This window comes from Lysobacter lycopersici, assembly GCF_007556775.1.
In the GTDB taxonomy this organism is placed as follows: domain Bacteria; phylum Pseudomonadota; class Gammaproteobacteria; order Xanthomonadales; family Xanthomonadaceae; genus Pseudoluteimonas; species Pseudoluteimonas lycopersici.
The window spans coordinates 1,454,611-1,479,768 of sequence record NZ_CP041742.1 but is presented as its reverse complement, the minus strand read 5'-3'; the positions used below and the strand labels follow the sequence as shown (position 1 = coordinate 1,479,768).

Annotated in this window: 18 protein-coding genes and 1 riboswitch; of the genes, 16 read left to right on the top strand and 2 right to left on the bottom strand. The window is 64.5% G+C overall.

What is annotated here, in order from left to right; all coding sequences use genetic code 11:
* Positions 1–42 precede the first annotated feature (42 nt).
* The 12 genes from FNZ56_RS07410 to FNZ56_RS07355 all read left to right on the top strand — a co-directional run bounded on the left by FNZ56_RS07410 (position 43) and on the right by FNZ56_RS07355 (position 19,864).
* Positions 43–1,866 (top strand): FAD-dependent oxidoreductase, encoded by a 1,824-nt coding sequence (locus tag FNZ56_RS07410; RefSeq protein ID WP_143879223.1) that lies wholly within the window; start codon positions 43–45, stop codon positions 1,864–1,866.
* 127 nt (positions 1,867–1,993) lie between these two features.
* On the top strand, positions 1,994–3,832 hold the full coding sequence (locus FNZ56_RS07405; protein ID WP_143879222.1) for a 2-oxoacid:acceptor oxidoreductase subunit alpha: 1,839 nt from the start codon (positions 1,994–1,996) through the stop codon (positions 3,830–3,832).
* Positions 3,829–4,263, top strand: coding sequence for a lysozyme inhibitor LprI family protein (locus FNZ56_RS07400; protein ID WP_143879221.1), 435 nt, complete (start codon positions 3,829–3,831; stop codon positions 4,261–4,263). Before FNZ56_RS07405 ends, FNZ56_RS07400 begins: the two co-directional genes overlap by 4 nt.
* A 26-nt stretch (positions 4,264–4,289) precedes the next feature.
* Complete coding sequence (locus FNZ56_RS07395; RefSeq protein ID WP_143879220.1) at positions 4,290–5,345, top strand: 2-oxoacid:ferredoxin oxidoreductase subunit beta; 1,056 nt, start codon at positions 4,290–4,292, stop codon at positions 5,343–5,345.
* 10 nt (positions 5,346–5,355) lie between these two features.
* A complete protein-coding gene (locus FNZ56_RS07390; RefSeq protein ID WP_143879219.1) occupies positions 5,356–5,883 on the top strand; it encodes a hypothetical protein in 528 nt (175 codons plus the stop codon).
* 53 nt (positions 5,884–5,936) lie between these two features.
* A riboswitch (TPP riboswitch) is annotated at positions 5,937–6,032 on the top strand.
* Between the two features lie 49 nt (positions 6,033–6,081).
* Positions 6,082–7,959, top strand: a complete 1,878-nt coding sequence (gene thiC, locus FNZ56_RS07385; protein WP_143879218.1) for a phosphomethylpyrimidine synthase ThiC — start codon at positions 6,082–6,084, stop codon at positions 7,957–7,959.
* 4 nt (positions 7,960–7,963) lie between these two features.
* Positions 7,964–8,614, top strand: a complete 651-nt coding sequence (locus FNZ56_RS07380; protein WP_185970686.1) for a two pore domain potassium channel family protein — start codon at positions 7,964–7,966, stop codon at positions 8,612–8,614.
* A 47-nt stretch (positions 8,615–8,661) separates the two neighbouring features.
* A complete protein-coding gene (locus tag FNZ56_RS07375; protein WP_143879216.1) occupies positions 8,662–9,654 on the top strand; it encodes an aspartyl/asparaginyl beta-hydroxylase domain-containing protein in 993 nt (330 codons plus the stop codon).
* A gap of 182 nt (positions 9,655–9,836) precedes the next feature.
* Entirely contained in the window at positions 9,837–12,719 is a 2,883-nt protein-coding gene (locus FNZ56_RS07370) for a TonB-dependent receptor plug domain-containing protein (protein WP_185970685.1), read from the top strand.
* Between the two features lie 504 nt (positions 12,720–13,223).
* Positions 13,224–15,482: a winged helix-turn-helix domain-containing protein gene (locus FNZ56_RS07365; RefSeq protein ID WP_143879215.1), complete on the top strand. Its 2,259-nt coding sequence runs from the start codon at positions 13,224–13,226 to the stop codon at positions 15,480–15,482.
* A 344-nt stretch (positions 15,483–15,826) separates the two neighbouring features.
* Positions 15,827–16,723: a helix-turn-helix transcriptional regulator gene (locus tag FNZ56_RS07360; protein WP_143879214.1), complete on the top strand. Its 897-nt coding sequence runs from the start codon at positions 15,827–15,829 to the stop codon at positions 16,721–16,723.
* Between the two features lie 78 nt (positions 16,724–16,801).
* The gene (locus tag FNZ56_RS07355) at positions 16,802–19,864 is read left to right on the top strand and encodes a TonB-dependent receptor domain-containing protein (RefSeq protein WP_143879213.1); all 3,063 of its coding nucleotides are present in this window, start codon (positions 16,802–16,804) and stop codon (positions 19,862–19,864) included.
* 111 nt (positions 19,865–19,975) lie between these two features.
* Here the strand turns inward: FNZ56_RS07355 and ppa are convergent, their stop codons facing one another.
* Entirely contained in the window at positions 19,976–20,524 is a 549-nt protein-coding gene (gene ppa / locus FNZ56_RS07350) for an inorganic diphosphatase (RefSeq protein WP_143879212.1), read from the bottom strand.
* Positions 20,525–20,678: 154 nt separating this feature from the next.
* Between ppa and FNZ56_RS07345 the strand changes: the two genes are divergently transcribed.
* Genes FNZ56_RS07345 through FNZ56_RS07335 form a run of 3 tightly spaced genes read left to right on the top strand, consistent with a single transcriptional unit; the run spans position 20,679 to position 22,220 of the window.
* Complete coding sequence (locus tag FNZ56_RS07345; RefSeq protein WP_143879211.1) at positions 20,679–21,428, top strand: RNA polymerase sigma factor; 750 nt, start codon at positions 20,679–20,681, stop codon at positions 21,426–21,428.
* A 16-nt stretch (positions 21,429–21,444) separates the two neighbouring features.
* On the top strand, positions 21,445–21,789 hold the full coding sequence (locus FNZ56_RS07340) for a hypothetical protein (protein WP_143879210.1): 345 nt from the start codon (positions 21,445–21,447) through the stop codon (positions 21,787–21,789).
* The gene (locus FNZ56_RS07335) at positions 21,786–22,220 is read left to right on the top strand and encodes a DUF2231 domain-containing protein (protein WP_143879209.1); all 435 of its coding nucleotides are present in this window, start codon (positions 21,786–21,788) and stop codon (positions 22,218–22,220) included. The genes FNZ56_RS07340 and FNZ56_RS07335 overlap by 4 nt, the downstream gene beginning before the upstream one ends.
* Positions 22,221–22,411: 191 nt before the next feature.
* Here FNZ56_RS07335 and FNZ56_RS07330 read toward each other — a convergent pair whose 3' ends face one another.
* Positions 22,412–24,499 carry a sodium-translocating pyrophosphatase gene (locus tag FNZ56_RS07330; protein ID WP_143879208.1) on the bottom strand — a complete coding sequence of 696 codons (2,088 nt, stop codon included), beginning with the start codon at positions 24,497–24,499 and terminating at the stop codon, positions 22,412–22,414.
* A 130-nt stretch (positions 24,500–24,629) separates the two neighbouring features.
* Between FNZ56_RS07330 and FNZ56_RS07325 the strand changes: the two genes are divergently transcribed.
* Positions 24,630–25,157 carry a hypothetical protein gene (locus FNZ56_RS07325; protein ID WP_246064530.1) on the top strand — a complete coding sequence of 176 codons (528 nt, stop codon included), beginning with the start codon at positions 24,630–24,632 and terminating at the stop codon, positions 25,155–25,157.
* Position 25,158 lies beyond the last annotated feature (1 nt).

Genomic DNA, 25,158 nt, shown 5'->3' with positions numbered 1-25,158 from the left:
AAGCGACGGCCGGCGCGTCCGGTCTTGAGCCAGCGGGGTCGAATGAAGCCGACCGATATCGGAAATCCCGACACCTTCCACAAGGTCGTCGATTGCCAGTGGGCATGCCCGGCGCATACGCCGGTGCCCGAGTACATCCGCCTGATCGCCGCCGGACGCTACGCCGACGCCTACATGGTGAACTGGCGCAGCAACGTGTTCCCGGGAATCCTCGGTCGCACCTGCGACCGTCCCTGCGAACCGGCCTGCCGGCGCGGGCGTGTCGAAGAGAACAATGGCGACAAACCCGAGCCGGTCGCGATCTGCCGGCTGAAGCGCGTTGCCGCCGACTTCAAGGGCGATGTCTCCGCGCGCATGCCGAAACGCGCCGCGCAATCGAACGGCAGGCGCATCGCCTGCGTCGGCGCCGGGCCGTCCTCGCTCACCGTCGCGCGCGATCTCGCCCCGCTCGGCTATTCCGTCACCGTGTTCGAAGCGGATCCAAAAGCGGGCGGCTTCATGCGCACACAGGTGCCGCGCTTCCGCCTGCCCGAACAGGTGATCGACGAGGAAACCGGCTACATCCTCGACCTTGGCGTGGAATTCGTCGGCGGCCACCGCATCGAATCCATGCGCGAACTGCTGTCGAAGCAGTACGACGCGGTGTTCGTCGGCAGCGGCGCACCGCGCGGCCGCGACCTCGACATCCCCGGCCGCAAGGAAGCCGACGCGCACATCCACGTCGGCCTCGACTGGCTGGCGAACGTGTATTTCGGCCACGTCGAAAAAGTCGGCAAGCGCGTGCTGGTGCTCGGCGGCGGCAACACCGCGATGGATTGCTGCCGCAGCGCGCGGCGCCTCGGCGGCGAGGACGTGAAGGTGGTCGTGCGTTCGGGCTTCGACGAGATGAAGGCGAGCCCGTGGGAAAAGGAGGACGCGATGCACGAAGGCATCCCGATCCTCGACTACCGCGTGCCCAAGGCTTTCCTGCACGAAAACGGCAATCTCGTCGGCATGATGTTCGAAAAGGTGCGCGCGGTCCGCGATGCACGTGGCCGCCGCCAGCTGGTCGCCACCGGCGAGCCGGACGAGAGTTTCGATTGCGACGAGGTGCTGATCGCGGTCGGCCAGGAAAACGCGTTCCCGTGGATCGAGCGCGACCTCGGCATCGCCTTCGACGAATGGGGCATGCCCATCGTCGACAAGGTCACGCACCAATCGACCCTGCCGAACGTGCTGTTCGGCGGCGACGCGGCGTTCGGGCCCAAGAACATCATCTGGGCCGTCGCCCACGGCCACGCCGCGGCGGTGAGCATCGACAAGCTGCTCAACGGCGAGGACACCAAGGAGCGTCCCGCGCCGGACGTGACGCTGGTGTCGCAGAAGATGGGCATCCACGAGTGGACCTACGACAACGCGGTCTCGCCCGACGAGCGCTTCGTGGTGCCGTGGTCGGAGGCGGCGAAGAAACTCGACAGCATCAAGGTCGAGGTCGAGCTCGGCTTCGACATGGAGACGGCGTGGAAGGAAACCCAGCGCTGCCTCAACTGCGACGTCGAAACCGTGTTCACCCGCGACAAGTGCATCGAATGCGATGCCTGCGTCGACATCTGCCCGACCGACTGCATCACCTTCACCGCGAACGCCGATGAAGCGGATTTGCGCAAGCATTTGACTGCGCCGGCGCTCAACGTCGAACAGCCGCTGTACGTGTCCGAACCGCTGAAGACGCACCGGGTGATGGTCAAGGACGAGGACGTCTGCCTGCACTGCGGCCTGTGCGCGGAACGCTGCCCGACCGGCGCCTGGGACATGCAGAAGTTCCTGTTGCTGGAAACGTATGCGGGGTCTGGGTGTCGCGGGAAGAACGAGAGGGAGGCGGCGTGAGCACAAGTAGATTGTTTCGTCGTCCCGGCGCAAGCCGGGATCCAGCTCTTGTTCTTGCTCCGGCGACATTCAAGGGCAAAAGCTGGATCCCGGCCTTCGCCGGGATGACGGCATTTGAGGTTCCCGCATGACCGCCGCCATCGCACCGCTCGAAGCGGTCAACGACTTCGTCGTCAAGTTCGCCAACGTCAACGGTTCGGGTTCCGCGTCGGCGAACGAATTGTTCGCCAAGGCCATCCTGCGCATGGGCGTGCCGGTCAGCCCGCGCAACATCTTCCCGTCCAACATCCAGGGCCTGCCGACCTGGTACGAAGTGCGCGTGACCGAAGCCGGCTGGCTCGGGCGCCGCGGCGGCGTCGACCTGATGGTGGCGATGAACCCGCAGACCTGGGACGCGGACGTCGCCGAGATTTCGCCGGGCGGATATCTCTTCTACGACAACAGCAAGCCGCTGCCGAAATCGAAGTTCCGCGACGACGTCACCGTCATCGGCGTGCCGTTGACCGAAATCTGCAACGCCACCTATTCCGACCCGCGCCAGCGCCAGCTGTTCAAGAACATCATGTACGTCGGCGCGTTGTCCGCGCTGCTGGACATGGACGTTCCCGTCATCGAGGCGCTGATCGGCGAGCAGTACAAGGGCAAGGAAAAACTGCTCAAGCCCAACATCGAGGCGCTGCACCTCGGTCGCGACTGGGCGATGAAAAACCTGCCGCATCCGATCGGCCTGCGCGTGCGCAAGGCCGACGCGGTCGGCGACCGCATCTTCGTCGAAGGCAATGCCGCCGCCGCGCTCGGCTGCGTCTACGGCGGCGCGACCGTGTGCGCGTGGTATCCGATCACGCCCTCGTCGTCGCTGGCCGAAGCCTTCGCCAAGTACTGCCAGAAATATCGCGTCGATGCCGATGGCCGCGCGAAGTTCGCGATCATCCAGGCCGAGGACGAAATCGCTTCGATCGGCATGGTGGTCGGTGCCGGCTGGAACGGCGCGCGCGCCTTCACTTCGACCTCGGGGCCGGGCATTTCGCTGATGAACGAGTTCATCGGCCTCGCCTATTTCGCCGAGATCCCGGTCACCCTCATCGACGTGCAGCGCGGCGGGCCCTCGACCGGCATGCCCACGCGCACGCAGCAATCCGACATCACCTTGTGCGCCTACGCCTCGCACGGCGATACCAAGCACGTACTGCTGTTCCCCGAGGATCCGTACGAGTGTTTCGTCCACGCGGCACAGGCATTGGACCTCGCCGATCGCCTGCAGACGCCGGTGTTCGTGCTGACCGACCTCGACATCGGCATGAACCAGCGTCTGTGCGCGCCGTTCGCATGGGACGACACCCGGGCCTACGACCGCGGCAAGGTGTTGAGCGCGGAAGATCTCGACGCGGGCAGGGAATTCGCGCGCTACAAGGACCTCGACGGCGACGGCATTCCCTATCGCACCTGGCCGGGCACGCATCCGGACAAGGGCGCGTACTTCACCCGCGGCACCTCGCGCAATCCGCAGGCGCAGTATTCCGAACGCGGGCCGGATTACGTCTACAACATGGAACGCCTGCTGCGGAAATGGGAGACCGCGAAGTCGCTGGTGCCGCAGCCGGTCGTCGAGCGCTCGGAAATCCCGGCGAAGCACGGCGCGATCTATTTCGGTTCGACCAGCCCGGCGATGGCCGAGGCGGTTGAGGCGCTGCACGCCGACGGCATCGCGCTCGATACCTTGCGCCTGCGCGCGTTCCCGTTCCCGGAGTCGGTGCGCGAGTTCATCGATGCGCATGAATCGGTGTTCGTGGTCGAGCAGAACCGCGACGGGCAGATGCGCAGCCTACTGGTGAACGAGTTCGGCATCGACCCGGCGCGACTGGTCGCGGTGCTGCACTACGACGGCACGCCGATCACCGCGCGCTTCATCGCCGGCGCGATCGGTGCGCGGCTGCGGCCGGCGTCGCACGAGGAAAAGGTCGCGTGACGAAGCACCAGCCGGAAATGGTCTTCATGCGGAATGCGCTTTCATGCGGCTTGATTCTGCTGCTCGTTTTCACGCACGACGGACATGCGCAAAGCATGAATGCTCCCGACGGGCCATGTCGCGGGGTCGTTATTACGTCGGATTTGACCGAGTGTCTTGACTTGGCTTGGAAAAAGTCCGATGCAAAACTCAACGACACATACGCTCGCGTGCAACGCGTATTGGATCCGGAGGAGAAAAGGCGTTTGGTCCAGAGTCAACGATTCTGGATCAAGTATCGCGACGCCACTTGCGATGCCGAATACCAGCTTTACGGAGGCGGAACCGGTGGGCCGCCTGCACGACTGGCCTGTCTCGAAGCCGAGACGCGAGCACGTGAAGCAAGCCTACAGAGATCCTATGGCTGGCGGGTAGAGAAGTTCGGCGGATAACGCAGCATTCGATTGGAGTCACTGCAATGACCTACCTCGCCAAACCCAAGCTCCACCACCCGACCCTCGGCTGCAACGCGATGGGGTTCACCCGCCGCGACTACGAGGGCAAGATCTCCACGCTGTGCGCCGGCTGCGGCCACGATTCGATTTCCGCGGCGATCATCCAGGCCTGCTGGGAACTCGACATCGAGCCGCATCGCGTCGCCAAGCTCAGCGGCATCGGCTGCAGCTCCAAGACGCCGGACTACTTCCTCGGCCAGTCGCACGGTTTCAACACCGTGCACGGGCGCATGCCCAGCGTGCTCACCGGCGCCAGCCTCGCCAACCGCGGGCTGCTCTACCTCGGCGTGTCCGGCGATGGCGATTCCGCCTCGATTGGTATTGGCCAGTTCGTGCACGCGATCCGCCGCGGCGTGGACATGGTCTACATCGTCGAAAACAACGGCGTGTACGGTTTGACGAAAGGCCAGTTCTCGGCGACGGCGGACCAGGGTTCGATGTCGAAGAAGGGCGTGGCCAACACCGACTCGGCGCTGGACATGGTGGCGATGGCGCTGCAACTCGGCGCCAGCTACGTCGGGCGCGGCTTTTCCGGCGACAAGGCGCAGCTGGTGCCGCTGATCAAGGGCGCGATCCGCCATCGCGGCGCGGCCTTCCTCGACGTGATCAGCCCGTGCGTGGCGTTCAACAACCACGCCGGCAGCACGCGCAGCTACGACTACGTGCGCGAGCACAACGAGGCGGTGAACCGGCTGGACGTGATCCTGCCGCGCGCGCGCATCGAGGCCGATTACGCGGAAGGTCGGATGATCGAGGTCGAGCAGCACGATGGCAGCGTGCTGCGCCTGCGCAAGCTCGACGCCGGCTACGACCCGCGCGATCGCCTGGCTGCGATGAACCTGATCGCGCAGCGACATGCGCAGGGCGAGATCGCGACCGGGCTGCTGTACGTCGATCCGGAGGCCGGCGACCTGCACGGCCACCTCAACACCGTCGATGCGGCGCTGAACAAACTCGGCGTGGCGGAGTTGTCGCCGGGTGCGGACACGCTGGCGAAGATCAACGCGGCCTTGCGTTGATATTCATCGAATGAATCAATGGGAAAGTTCCAGCGCCATGAAAAGCAGATTGCTGGTCTCAGTGCTTGCTTCAGCGGCGGCCATCTTTTTTGCTAGCGCTCACGCGGATGAGTGTCCGATAAATATCGAGGAGACGGGCTGGACCCCAATTAATGAAAGGCGTCTTCAAGACGATGTGGCCATGGCGTCCCATGCGGTTCGTTTGGACAGTCTTCTGGAAAATCTAGGATCGCCTGCATATCAACGAAACATCGGTAGCAAATCGAAAGTTATTTGGGCCTACGGTGCAAAAAAGAAGGTCAAGACCGATGATTGCGGAAAGGTCGATGTCAAATATTTCGTAGAAGCACATTTGATTTCGATTACGGAGGATCGAGGCCACATTATTTCTTGCAAGGTTCTGGAAAGAACGATCGTTAGCGCATCGAAAGATGTCAGTCCGATTCAGGATCGTGACGTCTTGCCGTTTACCGTTGAAGAACATGCGTGCAAAGGCTGGTTGGAAATTAGCCGATCGAAACTGCGCAAGGCTGGGTGAACCCGCCTTGGAAACCGGCGGCAGGAATCCCGGGGCGTTTTGTGGTGCAATACCGCCCGGAGCGGGGGTACCGCGGCAGCGCGGTTGAGACAGACCCTTCGAACCTGACGCGGGTGATGCCGCCGTAGGGAAGCTTCGCGACACATCCTGCATGTGCGCGCCGCCGCTTCGTCCGTGAACGCCGAAAGGACGAATGCCATGAATGCCGTGCCCAGCGAACTCATCCGCCAGACCGAACAACTGTCGGAGGCGGTGACGAAACCGATTCCCGGTTCGCGCAAGATCCATGTCGAAGGATCGCGCGCCGACCTGCGCGTGCCGATGCGCGAGATCGCGCTGACGAAGACGCCGACGCTGTTCGGCGGCGAGGACAATCCGCCGGTCACGGTTTACGACTGCTCGGGCCCGTACACCGATCCGGACGCGAACATCGATCTGTCCGCCGGTTTGCCGGCACTGCGTTCGCGGTGGATCGAAGAGCGCGGCGATACCGAAATCCTGTCTGGCATCAGTTCCGAATTCGGTCGCGCACGCGAAGCCGACCCCAAGCTCGCGGCGGTGCGTTTCCCGAACCGGCACCTGCCGCGCAAGGCGAAGGCCGGCGCCAACGTGTCGCAAATGCATTACGCCAAGCGCGGCATCGTCACGCCGGAAATGGAATTCGTCGCGATCCGCGAGAACCAGCGCCTCGAAGCCGTGCGCGACGCGCTGCTGCTCGCGCAGCACCCTGGCGAAAGCTTCGGCGCGAACATCCAGAAGCTCATCACGCCCGAATTCGTGCGCGACGAGATCGCGCGTGGCCGCGCGATCCTGCCGAACAACATCAACCACCCGGAAAGCGAGCCGATGATCATCGGCCGCAATTTCCTGACCAAGATCAATGCCAATATCGGCAACAGCGCGGTGTCGTCCGGCATCGCCGAGGAAGTCGAGAAGCTGGTGTGGGCGATCCGCTGGGGCGGCGACACGGTGATGGACCTCAGCACCGGCAAGCACATCCACGAAACCCGCGAGTGGATCATCCGCAACTCGCCGGTGCCGATCGGCACGGTGCCGATCTACCAGGCGCTGGAAAAAGTGGATGGCCGCGCGGAAGAGCTGACGTGGGAGATCTTCCGCGACACGCTCATCGAGCAGGCCGAGCAGGGCGTCGACTACTTCACCATCCACGCCGGCGTGCTGCTGCGCTACGTGCCGCTGACCGCGAAGCGCGTGACCGGCATCGTGTCGCGCGGCGGTTCGATCCTCGCCAAGTGGTGCCTGGCGCACCACAAGGAGAATTTCCTCTATACCCACTTCGAGGACATCTGCGAGATCATGAAGGCCTACGACGTGGCCTTCTCGCTCGGCGATGGCCTGCGTCCCGGTTGCATCGCCGACGCCAACGACGCCGCGCAGTTCGGCGAACTCGAAACCCTGGGCGAACTCACCAAGATCGCGTGGAAGCACGACGTGCAGACCATGATCGAAGGCCCCGGCCACGTGCCGATGCAACTGATCAAGGAAAACATGGACAAGCAGCTCGCCGAATGCGGCGAGGCGCCGTTCTACACGCTGGGCCCGCTGACCACCGACATCGCACCGGGCTACGACCACATCACCAGCGCGATCGGCGCGGCGATGATCGGCTGGTACGGCACCGCGATGCTCTGCTATGTCACGCCCAAGGAGCACCTCGGCCTGCCGAACCGCGAGGACGTGCGCGACGGGATCATGGCCTACAAGATCGCTGCGCACGCCGCGGATCTTGCGAAGGGACATCCCGGTGCGCAGGTGCGCGACAACGCGTTGTCGAAGGCGCGCTTCGAGTTCCGCTGGGAAGACCAGTTCCACCTCGGCCTCGATCCCGAGAAAGCGAAGGAATTCCACGACGAAACCCTGCCCAAGGACGCGCACAAGCTGGCGCATTTCTGCTCGATGTGCGGTCCGCATTTCTGTTCGATGAAGATCACCCAGGACGTCCGCGACTATGCCGCCGAACACGGCGTCGACGAAAAGGCCGCGTTGGAAAGCGGCATGGCCGAGAAATCGAAGGAATTCCGCGAGCAGGGCGCCGAGGTCTACCGGGCGGAGTGAGCGCATGAAGCTGCTGTTCCGCATCGCCCACGAACCTTCGCGCACGCTGCTGTTGGTGCAGTTGGCCGCGTTGCTGCTGTATCCGTGGTTCGACACCGGGCACGGGCAGGGCGTGCTCGCGGCGCTCAGCGTCGGCGTGCTGTCCGCCGCGGTGTGGATGGTGCGTCGCTCGCCGCGCGAGGCATGGATCGCGGCGGCGTTGGCGATCATCGGCATCGGTGCGCACGCGGCATTCCGGTTCACCGGCATCACCGCGCTGGGCGTGGCCGGCGCGGCCGGTTACGCGGCCGCGTTCTTCTATTCCGCCGCGGCGCTGATCGCCTACATGATGCAGGACGAACGCACCACCACCGACGAACTGTGGGCGGCGGGCGCGACCTTCATGCTGTTCGTCGAAGGCTATGCCTGGGTGTTCTCCGGCGCGCAATTGCTGCAACCGGGCGCATTCGTGGTTCCGGGCGCGGCGGTGCAACAGCCGCTCACCTGGGTGCAGGCCCTGTTCCTGAGCGCGACCAACATGTCCGCCACCGGCCTCACCGACATCTACCCGGCGACGCCGCACGCGCGCGTGCTGGTCATCGTCGAGCAGTGGACCGGCGTGATGTACCTGACCGTGGTCGTCGCGCGGATGGCGGGATTGTTGCGCAAGCGCTGACCGCGCCGAAGCCTGCGCTAACATGCGCGAGCCGCGATGGCCGCGGCATGGAGCGTTCCGTGAAGCTGCAGGTGCCGTTCATCCAGTTGCCGTTGCTGTTCGATGCCGAGGCGCTGGCGCGCGAAGTGCTGGCGATCGACGAATCCTGCTGGAAACCGCATCCGCAGGGATTCGCGGGGAATTCGATGCTGCCGCTGGTCGCGGTCGACGGCGATCCGGCGAACGAGACGTTCGACGGCCCGATGCTCCCCACCCCGCACCTGCGTGCTTGCCCTTACCTGCAGCAGGTCTTCGCCGGCCTCGGCGCGACGATCGGACGCAGCCGGCTGATGCGCCTGTCCGGGCAGGCCGAGGTGTCGCGCCATTTCGACCAGGGCTATTACTGGGCCGACCGCGTGCGCGTGCACGTGCCGATCGTGACCCAGCCGACAGTGCGCTTCGAATGCGGCGACATGGCCGTCAACATGGCCGCGGGCGAATGCTGGATCTTCGACACTTGGCGCATGCACCGGGTGATCAACGACGCCGATGCCGCGCGCATCCACCTCGTGGTCGATACCGTGGGCGGAAGCGGGTTCTGGGACCTGGTGGGGCGCGGACGTGCAATCGGGGCGCCGCCGCGGGGACCGTGGGAACCCAAGCGCGTGCAGCCTGCGCAGGGAGTCGATGCCGAATTCCCGCTGGAATCGGTCAACGTTCCCGTCGTGATGAGCCCGTGGGAAATGCGGTCGCATTTCGGGTTGCTGTTCGGCGATGCGCTGCCGCATCCACAATTGCAGCAAGTGCAATGGCTTGCGGCGCAGCTACTCCGCGGCTGGCAGGGCTTGTGGGCGCAGTACGGCGAAAGCCGCGCTGGCCACCAGCACTATCGGGCGCTGCTCGATCGCTTCCAGGAACAAGCGCTGCCGTTGTCGGAACCGCTCCTGCTCAACAACAACGGCGGGTTCCAGTTGGCGATGAGGTTGCTGATCCTCCAGTCGGCGATCGGCGATGGAACCCCGCGCAACAGCAGCGAATACGGTTCCGACGACCGCGGTTGAAACGGGAAGTCGGGGCGCCGCGGACGCCGTGGTCGATTCGCGCGGTCCGTTAAGGATGTGGAAATAAGGACAAATCCAGTAAATCAGAACGGCCCGACAAGTCAAACGTGAAACATTCCGCCCCTTCATTGTGCAGGGTAGCCACCGACTCGGTGCTGCCTTCACATGAATGGGGATATCCAATGCAACGTAAACTCCTGACGACCGCCATCAGCATAGCGATGGTCGCTGTTGCGCCATCGGCATATGCACAAGACACTTCCGCAACCGATCAAACGCCGCAGCCTGACACCCAGGCCGAGACCCTCGACAAGATCGTCGTCACCGGCTCGTTGATCCCGCAGACAACGCTTGAGACCGCCAAGCCGGTGCTCGTCATTTCCGCCGAGGACCTGAAGACCCGCGGCTTCACCAATGTCCAGGATGCGCTGCACCAAAGCTCGTTCGCGACGGGCGGCGTCCAAGGTAACCAGCAGTCGTCTGGCTTTACACAGGGCGCCGAGACCAACAGCCTGTTCGGCCTGAACCCGGGCTACACGAAGTACCTGGTCGACGGCCGCCCGATGGCGAACTACCCGGCGCTGTACAACGGCACCGACGTGTTCAACAACATCAGCGGCATCCCGATCGACCTGGTCGAGCGCATCGAAATCCTGCCGGGTGGCCAATCCTCTCTGTATGGATCCGACGCCATCGCAGGCGTCGTGAACATCAGGCTCAAGAAAAACATGGACGGCTCGGTGGTGAGCGCTCGCCTCGGCGGCTATGACGAAGGCGGTGGCGAAAGCCGTCGCATCAGCGCCGCGACTGATTTCGGCAGCGACGACGGCCGCTTCCACATGCTGCTGGGCGGCCAGTTCGAGCACACCGACCCGATCTGGGGCTACCAGCGCGACCTGACCAAAACGTACAACACGCACGCATCCACTGCGCCCATCGCCACTCGCGATTTCGGCATCTTCAGCCGTTTCGGCGACTTGGCGCACCAGTATTACTTCTTCGATCCGAACGATTGCGCCAACGTATCCAGTGGTTTCGGTGGCACCGAGGGGTTGCAAACCCGTCCCGGCCGACTCGAGCCTTACTGCGGCTCGTTCTACAATCCCGGTTATCGAACCGTCAAGAATGGCGGCGAAAGCGCGCAAGTCTATACCCACGCCACGTTCGATATAAGCGATAACCTGCAACTCTACGGCGACCTGCTATACAGCAGGGAATCGACGCGGTACCACGTAGGCTCCAACTACACTTGGTGGACCAATGCGCTCGAACACCAGGACAGCAACGGTTATTTCTGGGATCCGAATTTGGGCGATGCCATCCAGCTCCAGCGAAATTTTATGCCGGAGGACATGGGTGGCTGGGAACGATCCATGGAGCGTAACGACAGCAACTCCTACGCACTGACCTTGGGGGCCGCAGGCACCTTCGGCGATTCGAACTGGGATTACGATATCGGCCTCACGCGCACCGAATACAAGCTGACCGAAAGTACCTTTGTCAAGCTCAAGGACGGGGTCAACAACTGGTTCAATAGCCACATCCTCGGTCCGCAGCAGGGCACCTATTACGGCTATCCGGTTTTCACTCCGGACTATACGAAGTTCTATAACTTGATCCCGGTCGCCGATTTCGACAGCTTCACCACTCACGCCAAAAACCACAGCAACACCTACGACAACATGTTGCGTGCGCAGGTCACGAACAGTTCGCTGTTCAGCCTGCCAGGTGGCGATGCGGGTCTCGCGCTGGCGGTGGAAACCGGTACCCAAGGCTGGACCTATACGCCGGATGCGCTCCTCCTAGCAGATCCGGTGACGCTGGAGTCGCAATCCTGGGGGTCCAGTGCGACCAGTGGCAAGGGTTCGCGTAGCCGTTATGCCGTCACCGGCGAACTTCGGCTGCCGGTGTTCGCGCCGTTGACCATCAGTCTGTCGGGTCGCTACGACAGCTACAAGGTCTCCGGCGAAAACGTCTCCAAGCCGACCTACAACATCGGCTTCGAATATCGACCGATCGAAAGCTTGCTTTTCCGCGGGCAATACGGAACCGCCTTCAAGGCCCCGACCTTGAGTGACGAGTTCCAGGGATTGAGCGGCTTCTTCTCTTCGACCAACGACTACCTGTACTGTCACGCGCAAAACCCGGCATATGACGTCAACCATTTCGACGATTGCCTGGTGGACCCCGATGTCGATCAAACTCAAACTCAGCCCAGTTTTGCGGGATCCATCTCGGGCAACCCCGACCTAGAGCCGATTACTGCCAAGGTATGGAGCTACGGCGTGGTCTGGGCGCCGACGTCGAAATTCTCCATTGCCGCGGACTACAATTACTGGAACATCAAGAATGAGGTCGCGCAACAGAGCATCGACCAGATGATGAAGGACGATCTGGCCTGCACTTCGGTGGCTGACGGAGGATTGGGAGCTCTCGATCCGAGTTCTGGAACTTGCCAGGCTGTCTTCAATCAGGTCGTCCGCAACCCGGATGGCACGCTGCGGTCGATCTTCGTCGGCAAAGTCAACGTCGCGAGCGAGGTCTTGTCTGCCATTACCCTTAACGTCAACTACAACCAGAGTATCGGCAGCTTGGGCGATCTGTCCTTCAAGGGTTCCTGGACCAGGAACCTGAAGCACGAGCAGCAGCTCTACCCGACCGATCCGGTGATCGACGTCCTCGACAGCGGCTACTACAGTCGCGATCCGATCTACCGCGCCAATGCCTCCGTGTCTTGGAAGAAGAGCGATTGGGTCACCACTTTGTATGCCGACTACATCGGACCGACTGCGAATTACATTGCTTGGACCGACGCGACCAATTGCACATTCAGCCGTTGTGGCGAAGTGAGTTCCTACACGACCTACAACGCCAGTGTAAATTGGCAGGCGACCGATGACCTCGACCTTTCGTTCGTCGTCACCAATTTGTTCAACAAGATGCCGGATATGGACTTGGCCAGCTATAGCAGCGCCAGCGGCGCGCCCTACAACGAAGACATGTTCGACGTTTATGGTCGCGGCTATTACCTCGAGGCGCGCTGGAACTTCGGCAGGAAGCAGTAAAGATCGACAGTTCGGTGACTTCAAAGGCCCCGCCGCAAGGCGGGGCTTTTCTTTGAGTTGTGCGCAGCGCTTATCGTGTCGGGCAGATGGATTTTCACACTTAGTTTCGTATTCGCAAGCGCAGTCGCTACCTTCGGACATGTCATTCCGGCTGCCTAGGATCCAATCCGGGATGCGCGTAGTTGATCGCCGGTCCACCCATGCGCACGGCAGTTCCAGCGGGAGCAATTCTGGCCGAATCATGGATGCAACGCTGCGGGCGATTCGCGCATCTACCCTTGGATGGCCTGAGCACAAGGCTGAAGCTGCGTTTGCGGGCTCCCGTCCGATTCATGTGCCAGTACCTCTGCCATATGAACGCGCGCGCTGATCGTGAAATGCTTCGCCCAGCCACTAGCTCGAAGGGTTCAAAAAACTTTACCGAAATTGCCCGAAGCGGACGGGCGTTCCCCGGACAGGGCGTTCACCAGCACAATTGCGAAAAGGGGATGGCACCGAATTGGCATGCTGAACCAGCATAAAAACCTCATCGAGCCGGAAACCGACTTCCTGAAGGTCGGCGATTGCATCGTCGACGTCGCGCGTCGCGACGTGTACGAACCCGGTGCCGCGAGCCCGCGCCGCATCACGGTGAAATCGCTGCAGGTGCTGATGATGCTGGTCGCCCACCAGGGCAAGGTGGTGAGCCGGGTCGCGATCCTCGAATGGGTATGGGCGGGCACGTTGCCGAGCGACGACGTGCTGACGCAGGCGATCGCGCAGTTGCGCAAGGCCTTCGGCGACGACCGCGATACGCCGCGTTACCTCGAGACCATCGCCAAGGGCGGATATCGGCTGCTGGCGCCGACTGCATGGATCGAGTCGCTTGAACACGGAACCAAACCCGAATGCAGCGGCGCGCCTGCGCAAGCCGATGCGGCGGTTGAAGATCGGCATGCGGCGACGGTGCCCGATCCGGCGCCGATCCGCACGGCGGGCGGGCGGCGCGCGCGATTCGCAATCACCGCGACGGTTGCCGTGCTCGGCGCCCTGCTGGCGACCGTAGCGATTCTGTCGCGGAATACCGATGGCAGCATCGCCAAGGCGCCTCCCGCCGCCATTGCAGCGGCGAAGCCCGACTACCAGCACATCACGTCAATGCCCGGAAGCGAGAGCGGGCCGAGCCTGTCGCCGGACGGTTCGCAAGTGGTCTACAGCGCCTATCCGGAAGACGATTCCTCCGCCGGGCTGTTCATGCAGACCACGACGCCGGTGCCGCCGCGCGCGATCACCACGAACACGGCGGGCGTCTGGGACATGAACCCGGCATGGTCGCCGACCGGGCGCGACATCGCCTTCGTGCGGATGGGGCCCAAGGATCGTTGCGCGATCATGCTGATCCCCGCCAGCGGCGGCGAACCGCGGCAGATTTCCGCATGCCGCGAGGACATGGACGGTCGGGTCGGATGGCATCCCGATGGCAGGCGCCTGGTCACGACGCTCAGCCCGCTCGATCTCGACGAAAACGGCACCATCCACGTCGTCGACCTCGGCAATGGCGCATGGACGAAGCTCGCTTACCGCAAGGGAGAGCACGATGTCGACGGGCTCGCCGCGTATTCGCCGGATGGTCGCTGGATCGCCTTCCGCCGCAACGTGTCCCTTGCCGACATCTGGCGCGTCCCCGCCGCCGGCGGCGAGCCGGAGCGACTGACCAGCCTGAAGACCAACATCAACGCCATCGCCTGGGCGCCGGATGGCAAGTCCATCGTGTTCGGCCGCTACCTGGACGGCGGCGTTTCGATCGCGAAGCTGGACCTGGACACGCGCAAGGTCATCGATCTCGGATTGCCCGATACCGCCTTCCCGAGCATCGCGTCGCGCACGGGCGCGATGGCGTTCGTGATCGGCCAGTCGAAAACCAGCAACTACGACGTGGGGCTGGACGAGCGACTGACCGACAAAAGCCCGATGAAGCAGTTGTTCCCGTCCTCGGGAGCGGACTTGCTGCCTTCGGTATCGCCCGATGGCCAGCAGGTCGCGTTCGTCTCGGATCGATCAGGAACCATCGCCGTGTGGTGGGCGAGGATCGGGCGACCGGAATCCCTGCGCCTGATCGAAGGCATCCTGCCCGTTGCCCGTTACGGGCCGGTCTGGTCGGCGGACAGCAAGCGCATGCTGATGATCGGGCGCAGCGGCGACGAGTACGGCATTTACGAGATCGTTCCGGATGCGGGCACGGTTCGCAGGCTGCCGGTTCCGGACAAGGCGCCGGTCTATGCCGAATACCTGCCCGAATCGTCGCGCCTGTTGGTCGTGGGCGATCGCGATGCCGGCCAACTGGGCTTGACCCTGTACGACACCTCCACCACGCCATGGCGCGCGATCGCCGCCCGCGATAACGTCGCCCTGACCCGGGTGGACGCCAAGCGCGGCCGCATCCTGTTTACGCGGCCGCAGGAAGCCGGTTTGTGGGAAATGGCCTACGACCTGTCGAATACGCGCCGCATCAGCGATCGCCCCGGAGTCGGGGGCGGGCGCAGGGTGCTGGTCGACGATGGCGGTGTTTGGTTGGCGTCGCTCGACGAGGGCGAAGGCAAATGCGATCTGCAATGGATGCAGTTGCCCGAGTCCAGGGATCGTCCGGGCGCGTGCCTCTTGGCCCTGGCCAAACCCGTGGGCGTCACCGGTGTTTCCCTGGATCGGGTCCATCGCAGGCTGTATTTCTCCCTCGTCCAAGGTATGAACGAGGACATCGGCTTCATGCGCACCCTTCCCAATTGACGCGCCGACTCGATGGCCGGATGGCCGGATGGCCGCTGGCCCGCCCGCCTTTCGACAGCAGGACTGGCGTACAGAATCGCTTCCGGCCGCGTCCCCGCCGCGACTGCCGACAATCGCGCTGGTGCGCGACTCCGCGCATCCAGGGGAGGTGGATACGCCGCCGCGATGCCGATGTGCTTGGCTTTCATCGCGCGGCGCATCCGAAAGTCATGGTCGCAAGCGGTTGAATCCAATCGGAAATGAGAATTTCAGGGAAATTTCGTGATTCCCGCGGCGAATTTTCCTGACCTGCAAGCTTGGGCGCGCGATCACGGTCGCACCTCCCCCAAGCACAGGTTCAGGCCATGGAACTACAAACGCTCTGGTTGGATCGCGCCGAAATCCAGGACAATTTGAGTCAGGATGGTTCGACTGACAGTTACTATCTGGCTGCAATCAGTCGTTCCGCCAGCTTGAGCCTAGCCGATAGCCAGACGTCATTCTGGCTGGTCCTGCGCGGCGAGGCGCAGTTGTCCTGCCGCGAAGGTACGTTCCAGTTGCAGGCGGGTGATTGGGTCGCCTTAGATCGTGATTCCCGCCCGACGCTGTTGTCCGAAAAGCGGACGCTGGCCATCGCGCTGGCAATGCCCACAGATCAGACATTCGAACAATCCGACCTGCCGCCCATCCATACGGGACGCGGCCGTGTCGACAAGCACGGTATGAGACTGGCACTACGGCTGTGGCGCAACGTGGGTTGCTTCGAATCCGGCAAACGGTTGTCGACGCCGGACACGGATGCGGCGGTGCGCAGGATCCTGCACTTCCTGTCCTCGCTGCAGGACGACCTGCATCGCATGGTCGATCGCTGCCCGGGGCGTTCGCTGCGGCGCAAGCGCCAGGTCTTCGCGCGGATGCAGCGCGCGCGGCTCTACCTCGATGGCAATGCCGGACACCAGATCCGGCTCTCGGAACTGGCCGGGCTGTGCAATTTCTCCGTCTGGTATTTCACCAAGACCTTCCATGCGTTGTACGAGGAAGGCCCGCGCCAGGCGATGGCGCACGTCCGCCTGCAGCAGGCTTCCGATTTGCTTGAACGCACCAGCCTGTCGGTGGGCGAAGTGGGCGCGGCCTGCGGTTTCGAAAGCCCGTGCAGCTTCGCCCGCGCGTTCCGCGCGCATTACGGCACGACGGCATCCGACTACCGTTCGGTCAGGCGCCTCGGCAAGGCGCCAGACCATGCAAAGCGAAGCAGCGCGTAAGCGAAAGCGGATGCGGAACCTGCGCCGTAACGTGGCATTGCGATTTACGCATTGCTAACAAACACGGAGAAGCCCGTAATGAAGCCTCGTACCACGCGACCCGTGCTGCGGTTCGCAGCGCTGCCGTTTGCGATCCTTGCCACCCTGGCTGGAACCGGAGCCGCATCCGCGCAAGATGCAACGACGCCGTCCACCGACGCGGACCAGGCCAAGACCCTGGATCGCATCGAAGTCACTGGTTCGCGCATCCGCCGCGTCGATGCGGAGAACGCCAGCCCGGTCGTGACCATCGACCGCCAGGCGATCGAGAAGACCGGCAAGCTGACCATCGGCGATCTGGTGCAGGAACTGCCCAACATCGCCGGCGCGGCGACCAACCCGACCGTCAACAACGGCGGCGGCACCGGTGCCTCGACCATCGACCTGCGCGGCCTCGGCTCGCAGCGCACCCTGATCCTGATCAATGGTCGCCGCGTGGTGCATACCGGCGGCGCGGATGGCGGCGCGGACGTCAACGCGATCCCGGCTTCGGCGGTGGAGCGCATCGAAGTGCTGACCGTGGGCGCCTCGTCGGTGTACGGCTCGGACGCGATCGCGGGCGTGGTGAACTTCATCATGCGCAAGGACTTCGAGGGCATGCAGGCCTCGATCGACTACGGCATTTCCAGCCGCAGCGACGGCCAGCGCACGGGCGGTTCGTTCACCTTCGGCCAGGCCGGCGAGAAGGGCAACGTCATCGCCGGCGTGAACTACAACCAGTTCGACGGCATCCTGTCGGGCGACCGCGACTATTCCAAGGTCGCGACCTATCTGTACGCCGGTTCGGCCTTCAGCGCCGGCGGTTCCAGCCGCAACCCGCGCGGGTTCATCTCGCTGCCTGCCACCAACCCGACCGCGATCGCGCTGGGATGCACCGACGTGACCCGCATTCCGGGCGCCTCCGGCGCCACGGCCTCGGATTACCGCTGCTACGCCCCGACCGATGGCTACAACTTCCAGGCGGTGAACCTGATCCAGACGCCGCAGGAGCGCACCAACGCGTTCTTCCTGGCCAATTACCAGATCACCGACGACGTCAACGCCTTCCTCGAGGTCTACCACAACAAGACCTCGGCGAACTTCGCGCTCGCGCCGCTGCCGTTCGATGCACGCACCGACGCAGTGACGGTTTCGGCCGACAACTACTACAACCCGTTTGGCGCAGAGTTCGGTCCCGACGGTACCGCCTTCCGCACCCGCTTCACCTCGCTGGGCCAGCGCGCCGCGTTCAACAACACCACCACCGACCAGGTCGTGGCTGGCCTCGAAGGCTTCCTCGGCGATACCTGGAAGTGGGACTTCGCCATGAACTATGGCCACCAGTCGCTACTGACCAAGACCAACGGCTACGTGCTGTACGCCGGGCTGGCCGATGCGCTGGGTCCGTCGTTCCAGGATACCGACGGCTCGATCGTCTGCGGCACGCCGGATGATCCGTCTACCCCCACGATCGATGAACGCAATGTCATCGCCGGCTGCACGCCGGTCAACATCTTCAACGTCGAAGACCCGGCGACCATCGCGACCCTGTCCAAGTACAACGTCAATCCCTACGGTTCGACCCTGTACGTGTCCAAGGGTTTCGAGGCGAATGCGTCGGGCGAGTTGTTCGACATGCCGGCCGGCGCCGCGCAGCTGGCGTTCGGCGCGCAATGGCGCAAGGAATACCAGCGCAGCGAAGTCGAGTTCGTCACCGTGGCCAACCCGGACGCGACTTGCCAGATATCGCAGGAAGCCTGCGCCTCGCCGGTCAAGGGCGATTTCACCGCGAGCGAGTTGTATGCGGAACTGTTCCTGCCGCTGCTGAAGGACGTGTCGTTCGCCAAGACCCTGAACGTGACCCTGGGCACGCGTTATTCGGATTACGACCTGTTCGGCAACAACACCAGCTCGAAGCTGCAGGTGGAATGGCGTCCGATCGACGACCTGCTGCTGCGCGGCACGGTGGCCGAGGTGTTCCGCGCCCCGAGCGTGACCGACCTCTTCGCCGGTCCGGCGGGCAATGCGCCGCTGTTGCAGGAGCTGTGCATCGGCTATGGCGCCGACCCGGATCTCGTGCTCGCCAATGACGGTACGGTGATCTCCGATGGCCCGCTGACACCGACGTACAACCACGAGCAAGCCTGCGGTACTCCCACGGGCGCATCGCACGGCCCGGCAGGCGCACCACCGCTGACTCCGGGCACGGTGTACGACCCCGGCACCGGCATTCCCCTGAACGGCGGTATCGCCGATACCGGCCTGGGCCAGTCCACCGGCGTGACTTCGGGCGCGGCCTATGTCGGTTACGACCTCAAGCCGGAACAGGGCAAGTCATTCGACTGGGGCCTGGTCTACGACCCGAGCTGGTTGCCGGGCTTCTCGGTCAGCCTCGACTACTGGCGCCTGTACCTCAACGACACGATCACCAACATCAGCGCGCAGATCGTGCTGAACTCGTGCTACGCGAACCCCGCCAGCGACCTGTGCCGCTTCATCAACCGCTTCGACAACGGCGAGGTCAACTACATTCGCCAGCCGGCGGTGAACCTGGGCCGCCTGGACGTGAAGGGTTGGGACTTGGCGCTGCGCTACAAGCTGCCCGACACGGCGTGGGGCAGTTGGAGCTTCGGCTTCGACGGCACCTACGTTGCGCAGTGGGACAACGACACCGACACGACCACCGACGCCGACGCGGTCGTCCACCTCGCCGGCCACTACGACAGTTCCTACGGCATGTTCGGTCGCATCCGCGCCCGCGCGTTCGCGAACTGGAACATGGGCGACTGGTCGGCCAGCTGGCGCATCCGCTACATCGGCGCATTCGACCTGGGCAACGCCGACATCCGCCAGGGCAGCTCCGCCGATGGCGCGTGCAGCTACACCGCGCGTCCGCAGTTCTGCGGCGTGGAGGTGCCCTACGGTTCGACCACCTACCACAGCTTCAGCGTCACCTACGCCATGCCGAAGATCAATTCGACGATAGAGCTGGGCGTAGACAACGCCTTCGACAAGCAACCGCCCATCGTCTACAACAACAACGTGCTGAACGCGAATACGGACGTGAACACGTTCGACACCATCGGGCGGTACTTCTTCGGTCGCTACACGGTCAAGTTCTGACGCACCACCGGGCCGCGCGCGCGCGGCCCTCCGCCCCCGCGGAACATTAGAAAGACTCTCTCCAACTGCGCCCGATTCCCCCGGGCGCTTTTTTTGTCGCGAACGACGCGATCAGAACTTCGGCTTGTCCGAAGTCGCTTCGTGGCGCGCGATCGATTCCAGCAGGATCCGGCGCGCTTCATCGCGGCCGCCCCAGCCGTCGAGCTTGACCCACTTGCCGGCTTCCAGGTCCTTGTAGTGCTCGAAGAAGTAACCGATGCGGTCGAGCCAGTGTTTCGGCACGTCGTCGATGTGCTGGATGTGGGCGTAGCCGGGGAAGACCTTGTCGATCGGCACCGCGAGGATCTTCTCGTCGCTGCCGGCCTCGTCGACCATGCGCAGCACGCCGACCGGACGCACGCGGATCACCGAACCGGGGATCAGTTCCAGCGGCATCAGCACCAGCACGTCGGCCGGGTCGCCGTCGCCGCACAGGGTGCGCGGCACGTAGCCGTAGTTGCAGGGATAGCGCATCGGCGTCGATAGCACGCGGTCGACGAAGATCGCGCCCGAGGCCTTGTCGACCTCGTACTTGACCGGTTCGGCGTCCTTCGGGATTTCGATGACGACGTTGATTTCGTCCGGCGGGTTGTTGCCGGTGGGGACGAGGTCCAGGCCCATGGGGCGATGCTCCGACGTGCTGGCGCGGGCCGTGCTGGCCCGGCGGGGTGGGGGCGCGCATTCTACCCGGAGCCGATTCGAGCCTTCCGCCCAACACCAGCGGGAACCTCGCGGCCACTGGCGCATCGGATGGTGTGTGACGGGAGGAACCGCGATGGCAGGCGTCGGCAAGGCGGCGGAAATCGATTTCGACGGACTGGAGGACGCCGCGCTGGTGGAACTGGCCCGCGGCGGCCGGCGCGAAGCCTTCCTGCAGGTGGTGCGGCGCTGCAACCAGCGCCTGTTCCGGATCGCGCGCGGCGTGGTCCACGACGAGGCCGAGGCCGAAGACGTGGTGCAGGCCGCCTACGTCGATGCCTTCGAACACCTGGACGGGTTCCGCGGCGACGCCTCGGTGCTGACCTGGCTCACGCGGATCGTGCTGAACGAGGCGCGCGGACGCCTGCGCGCGCGCAAGCCGACGGTCGACGTGGAACAGATCGAGGCCGCGCAGGGCGAGGCCGGCCGCGTGCTCGCCTTCCCCGGCCGCTTCGGCGGCGAGGATCCCGCGGCGAGCGCGGCGCGGCGTGAAATCCGCCGCCTGCTCGAACGCGCGATCGACGACCTGCCCGAGCATTTCCGCCTGGTGTTCCTCATGCGCGAAGTCGAGGAATGCACGGTCGAGGAAACCGCCGAATGCCTCGGCCTGCGCCCGGAAACCGTCAAGACGCGATTGCATCGCGCGCGCCGCCAGTTGCGCGCGGCATTGCAGGACGCGCTCGCGCCCGCGCTCACCGATGCCTTCCCGTTCCTCGGCGCGCGCTGCGACCGCATCGCCGCGACCGTCATTGCCCGGCTCGAAGCCGATGGAGTCCTCTCCCACGTCGTTCCATCCATGCAGCCACCATCCATGCCACCACCGTGAAAAAAGGGGAATCGCCATGCTGACCTATGCACTCATCGTCTTCGCCATCGCCGCCGTCGGCGGTCTCGTCCTCGCATCGAGTGTGCTGCGCGGGAAATTCGCGCCGTGGGCCATCTCCATCCTGCACGCCTTGCTCGGCGCGACCGGCCTGGTGCTGTTGCTGCTCGGCGTGATGGGCGGTTCCGGCGCGGGGCGCGCGGTCGCTGCGCTCGGGCTGCTCGTGGTCGCGGCGCTGGGCGGCTTCTATCTGGCGTCGCTGCACGCGCGCAAGACCATCGCGCCGAAGGGCGTGGTGTTCCTGCACGCAGGTCTCGCGGTCGTCGGTTTCCTGGTGCTGCTGTCGGTGGCGCTGGCGCCGTGAGCCATCCGCTGCACCCGGCGCTGGTGCACTTCCCGATCGCGGGCTGGTCGCTCGCGACCGCGGCGGATATCGCGTCGTTGTGGCTGGGCGAACCGGCCTGGCGCTTCGCCGCGATATCGATGTCCGCCGGCTGCGTCGTCGCGCTCGCGACGATGGCGGCGGGGTTGTGGGAATTCGCGAAATTGCGCGACGGCAATCCCGCATTGCCGACGGCGAACCGGCACATGCTGTTCGCGTTGGCGGCGTTCTGTGCGTACGCGGCCAGCTTGCTGCTGCGCTACGACCAGCACGCATTGCATGCGCCGGCAATGCCGGCGCTGGCGGCGAGCATCGTCGGCTTCGGTTTGCTCGGCGTCACCGGCTGGCTCGGCGGGCAGCTGGTCTACAAGCACGGCGTCGGTGTATCGCGCGAACGCGATTCATCGCAATAAACGTTCCCGCTTTTGTGGGAGCGCCTTTACCAGCCATTCGGCTGTTAAAAGCGAAGGCGCGAATGCTCCTTGGCATGTCAACGAAAGGCGTTCGCGGCTGAAGCCGCTCCCACAGGAACAGCGCGCCTTCATCGGACGAAAAAACGGCGGCCCTGGGGCCGCCGTCGGTATCGCGATGATTCGTCGATGCCTCAGTGCGTGAGCAACGGCACCAGCAGCAGCGCGACGATGTTGATGATCTTGATCAGCGGATTCACCGCCGGGCCGGCGGTGTCCTTGTAAGGATCGCCGACGGTGTCGCCGGTCACCGCCGCCTTGTGCGCCTCGGAGCCCTTGCCGCCGAAGTTGCCGTCCTCGATGTACTTCTTGGCGTTGTCCCACGCACCGCCGCCGGTGGTCATCGAGATCGCGACGAACAGGCCGGTGACGATCGTGCCGATCAGCACGCCTCCGAGCGCCTTCGGCCCGAGCAGCAGGCCGACCACGACCGGAACCGCGACTGGCAGCAGCGACGGCACGATCATTTCCTTGATCGCCGACTTGGTCAGCATGTCCACCGCCTTGTCGTACTGCGGCTTGCCGGTGCCTTCCATGATGCCCTTGATGTCGCGGAACTGGCGGCGCACTTCCTCCACCACCGCGCCGGCGGCGCGACCCACGGCTTCCATCGCCATCGCGCCGAACAGGTACGGGATCAAGCCGCCGATCAGCAGGCCGATGACCACCATGTGGTCGCTGAGGTCGAACGCGAACGGCGTGTACGACGTGCCCGCGGCCGTGGCCTTCGCGGCCGCGCTCGCATTGAGGTTGTGCGTGTAGTCGGCGAACAGCACCAGCGCGGCCAGCGCGGCCGAACCGATGGCGTAGCCCTTGGTCACCGCCTTGGTGGTGTTGCCCACCGCGTCCAGCGGGTCGGTGATGTCGCGGATCTCCGACGGCAGTTCCGCCATCTCGGCGATGCCGCCGGCGTTGTCGGTGATCGGGCCGTAGGCGTCGAGCGCGACGATCATGCCGGCCATCGACAGCATCGCGGTCGCGGCAATGGCGATGCCGTACAGGCCGCCGAGCGCGTACGCGCCCCAGATCGCGGCGCAGATCGCGACGACCGGCATCGCGGTCGACTTCATCGACACGCCGAGGCCGGCGATGATGTTGGTGCCGTGGCCGGTGGTCGATGCCTGCGCGATGTGCCGCACCGGGCCGAACTGCGTGCCGGTGTAGAACTCGGTGATCCAGACGATGGCGCCGGTGAGCACCAGGCCGATCAGCCCGCACAGGAAGATGTTGGTCGAGGTCAGCGCCACGCTGCCGTCTGCGTTCGCCAATCCGTTCGGGAACATGTTCGCGGTGACGAACCAGAACATCACGGCCGACAGCACCGCCGACACGATCACGCCCTTGTACAGCGCGCCCATGATGTTCGGCTTGCTGCCGCCCACCTTCACGAACCACGCGCCGATGATCGAGGCGATGATCGAGACGCCGCCCAGCACCAGCGGGTACAGCACCGCGTTCGGGTCGGTTGCGAAGCTCAGCCCGCCGAGCAGCATGGTCGCGATCACGGTGACCGCGTAGGTTTCGAACAAGTCCGCGGCCATGCCGGCGCAGTCGCCGACGTTGTCGCCCACGTTGTCCGCGATCACCGCCGGGTTGCGAGGGTCGTCTTCCGGGATGCCGGCCTCGACCTTGCCGACGAGGTCGGCGCCGACGTCGGCGCCCTTGGTGAAGATGCCGCCGCCGAGGCGGGCGAAGATCGAGATCAGCGAGGAACCGAAGGCGAGGCCGACCAACGCGTGCAGCGCGGCTTCGCCTTCGACGCCGAGGTACCTGGTGAGCAGCGCGTAGTAACCCGCGACGCCGAGCAGGCCGAGTCCGACCACCAGCATGCCGGTGATCGCGCCGCCCTTGAACGCGACGTTCATCGCCGGACCCATGCCCTGGCGCGCGGCTTCGGCGGTGCGCACGTTGGCGCGCACCGACACGTTCATGCCGATGTAACCGGCCGCGCCGGACAGCACCGCGCCGACCAGGAAACCGATCGCGGTGTAGCGGCCCAATTGCCATGCAATCAAGACCGCGAGTACGACACCCGCGATGGCGATGGTCGTGTACTGGCGGTTGAGGTAGGCGCGCGCGCCTTCCTGGATCGCGCCGGCGATCTGCTGCATGCGCTCGTTGCCAGCGGGCTGGCGGTTGATCCAGCCGGCCGTGACCAGGCCATACAGGATCGCGATGACGGCGCAAACCAGCGCCAGGACCAAACCGTAATGCTCGAGCATGAACAACCTCTCCCCGTGGATTCACACAACCCTGCGACTATCGCACAGCGCCACGGCCGTAGGAACGGCGTCGGCAGGGGTTCAGGCATTGCATGCCAGCCTGCGGCCCACTCTCCCTTGGAGCGATGCGATGCGTGGACGCTGGACGATCCCGAAGGTGGCGATCCTGCTGGCCGTGGCGATGGCGTTCCCGGCGCTGGCCGGCGACCCGACCCCGGAGATCAGCCGCCCCGCCGCGACCCCGCAACCGGTCGGCGTGCTGCACACCCTCCGCCAGATCCCCGAGGCCTGCGCGCGGATCCAGGGCCAGTTCACCGGCGACGCCGCGAATCCGTACAAGTTCGAGCTGGTGAAGACCAGCCCCAACTGCGCGCCACGGGCCAAGCTGGTGGACGCGGCCACGGTGAAGCCGAGCGAGGCCGGGGGCTGGAAGTTCAACGACCTCGTGCGCGTGCCCTCGACCCAGTGCGCGACCCAGTTCGCGGTGGTGCGGGTGTGGCGCAAGCCGTCCGACACCGCGGTACCGCCCAAGGCGGATGCACAGGGCAGTTCGCGCCTGTACCTCAAGGACATGCAGGCGGCGGCCAAGGCCGGCACGCTCAACCCGATTCCGATCTACGCGGTGTCCACCGCGGTCGAGGGAACGCCCTGTCCGTAGT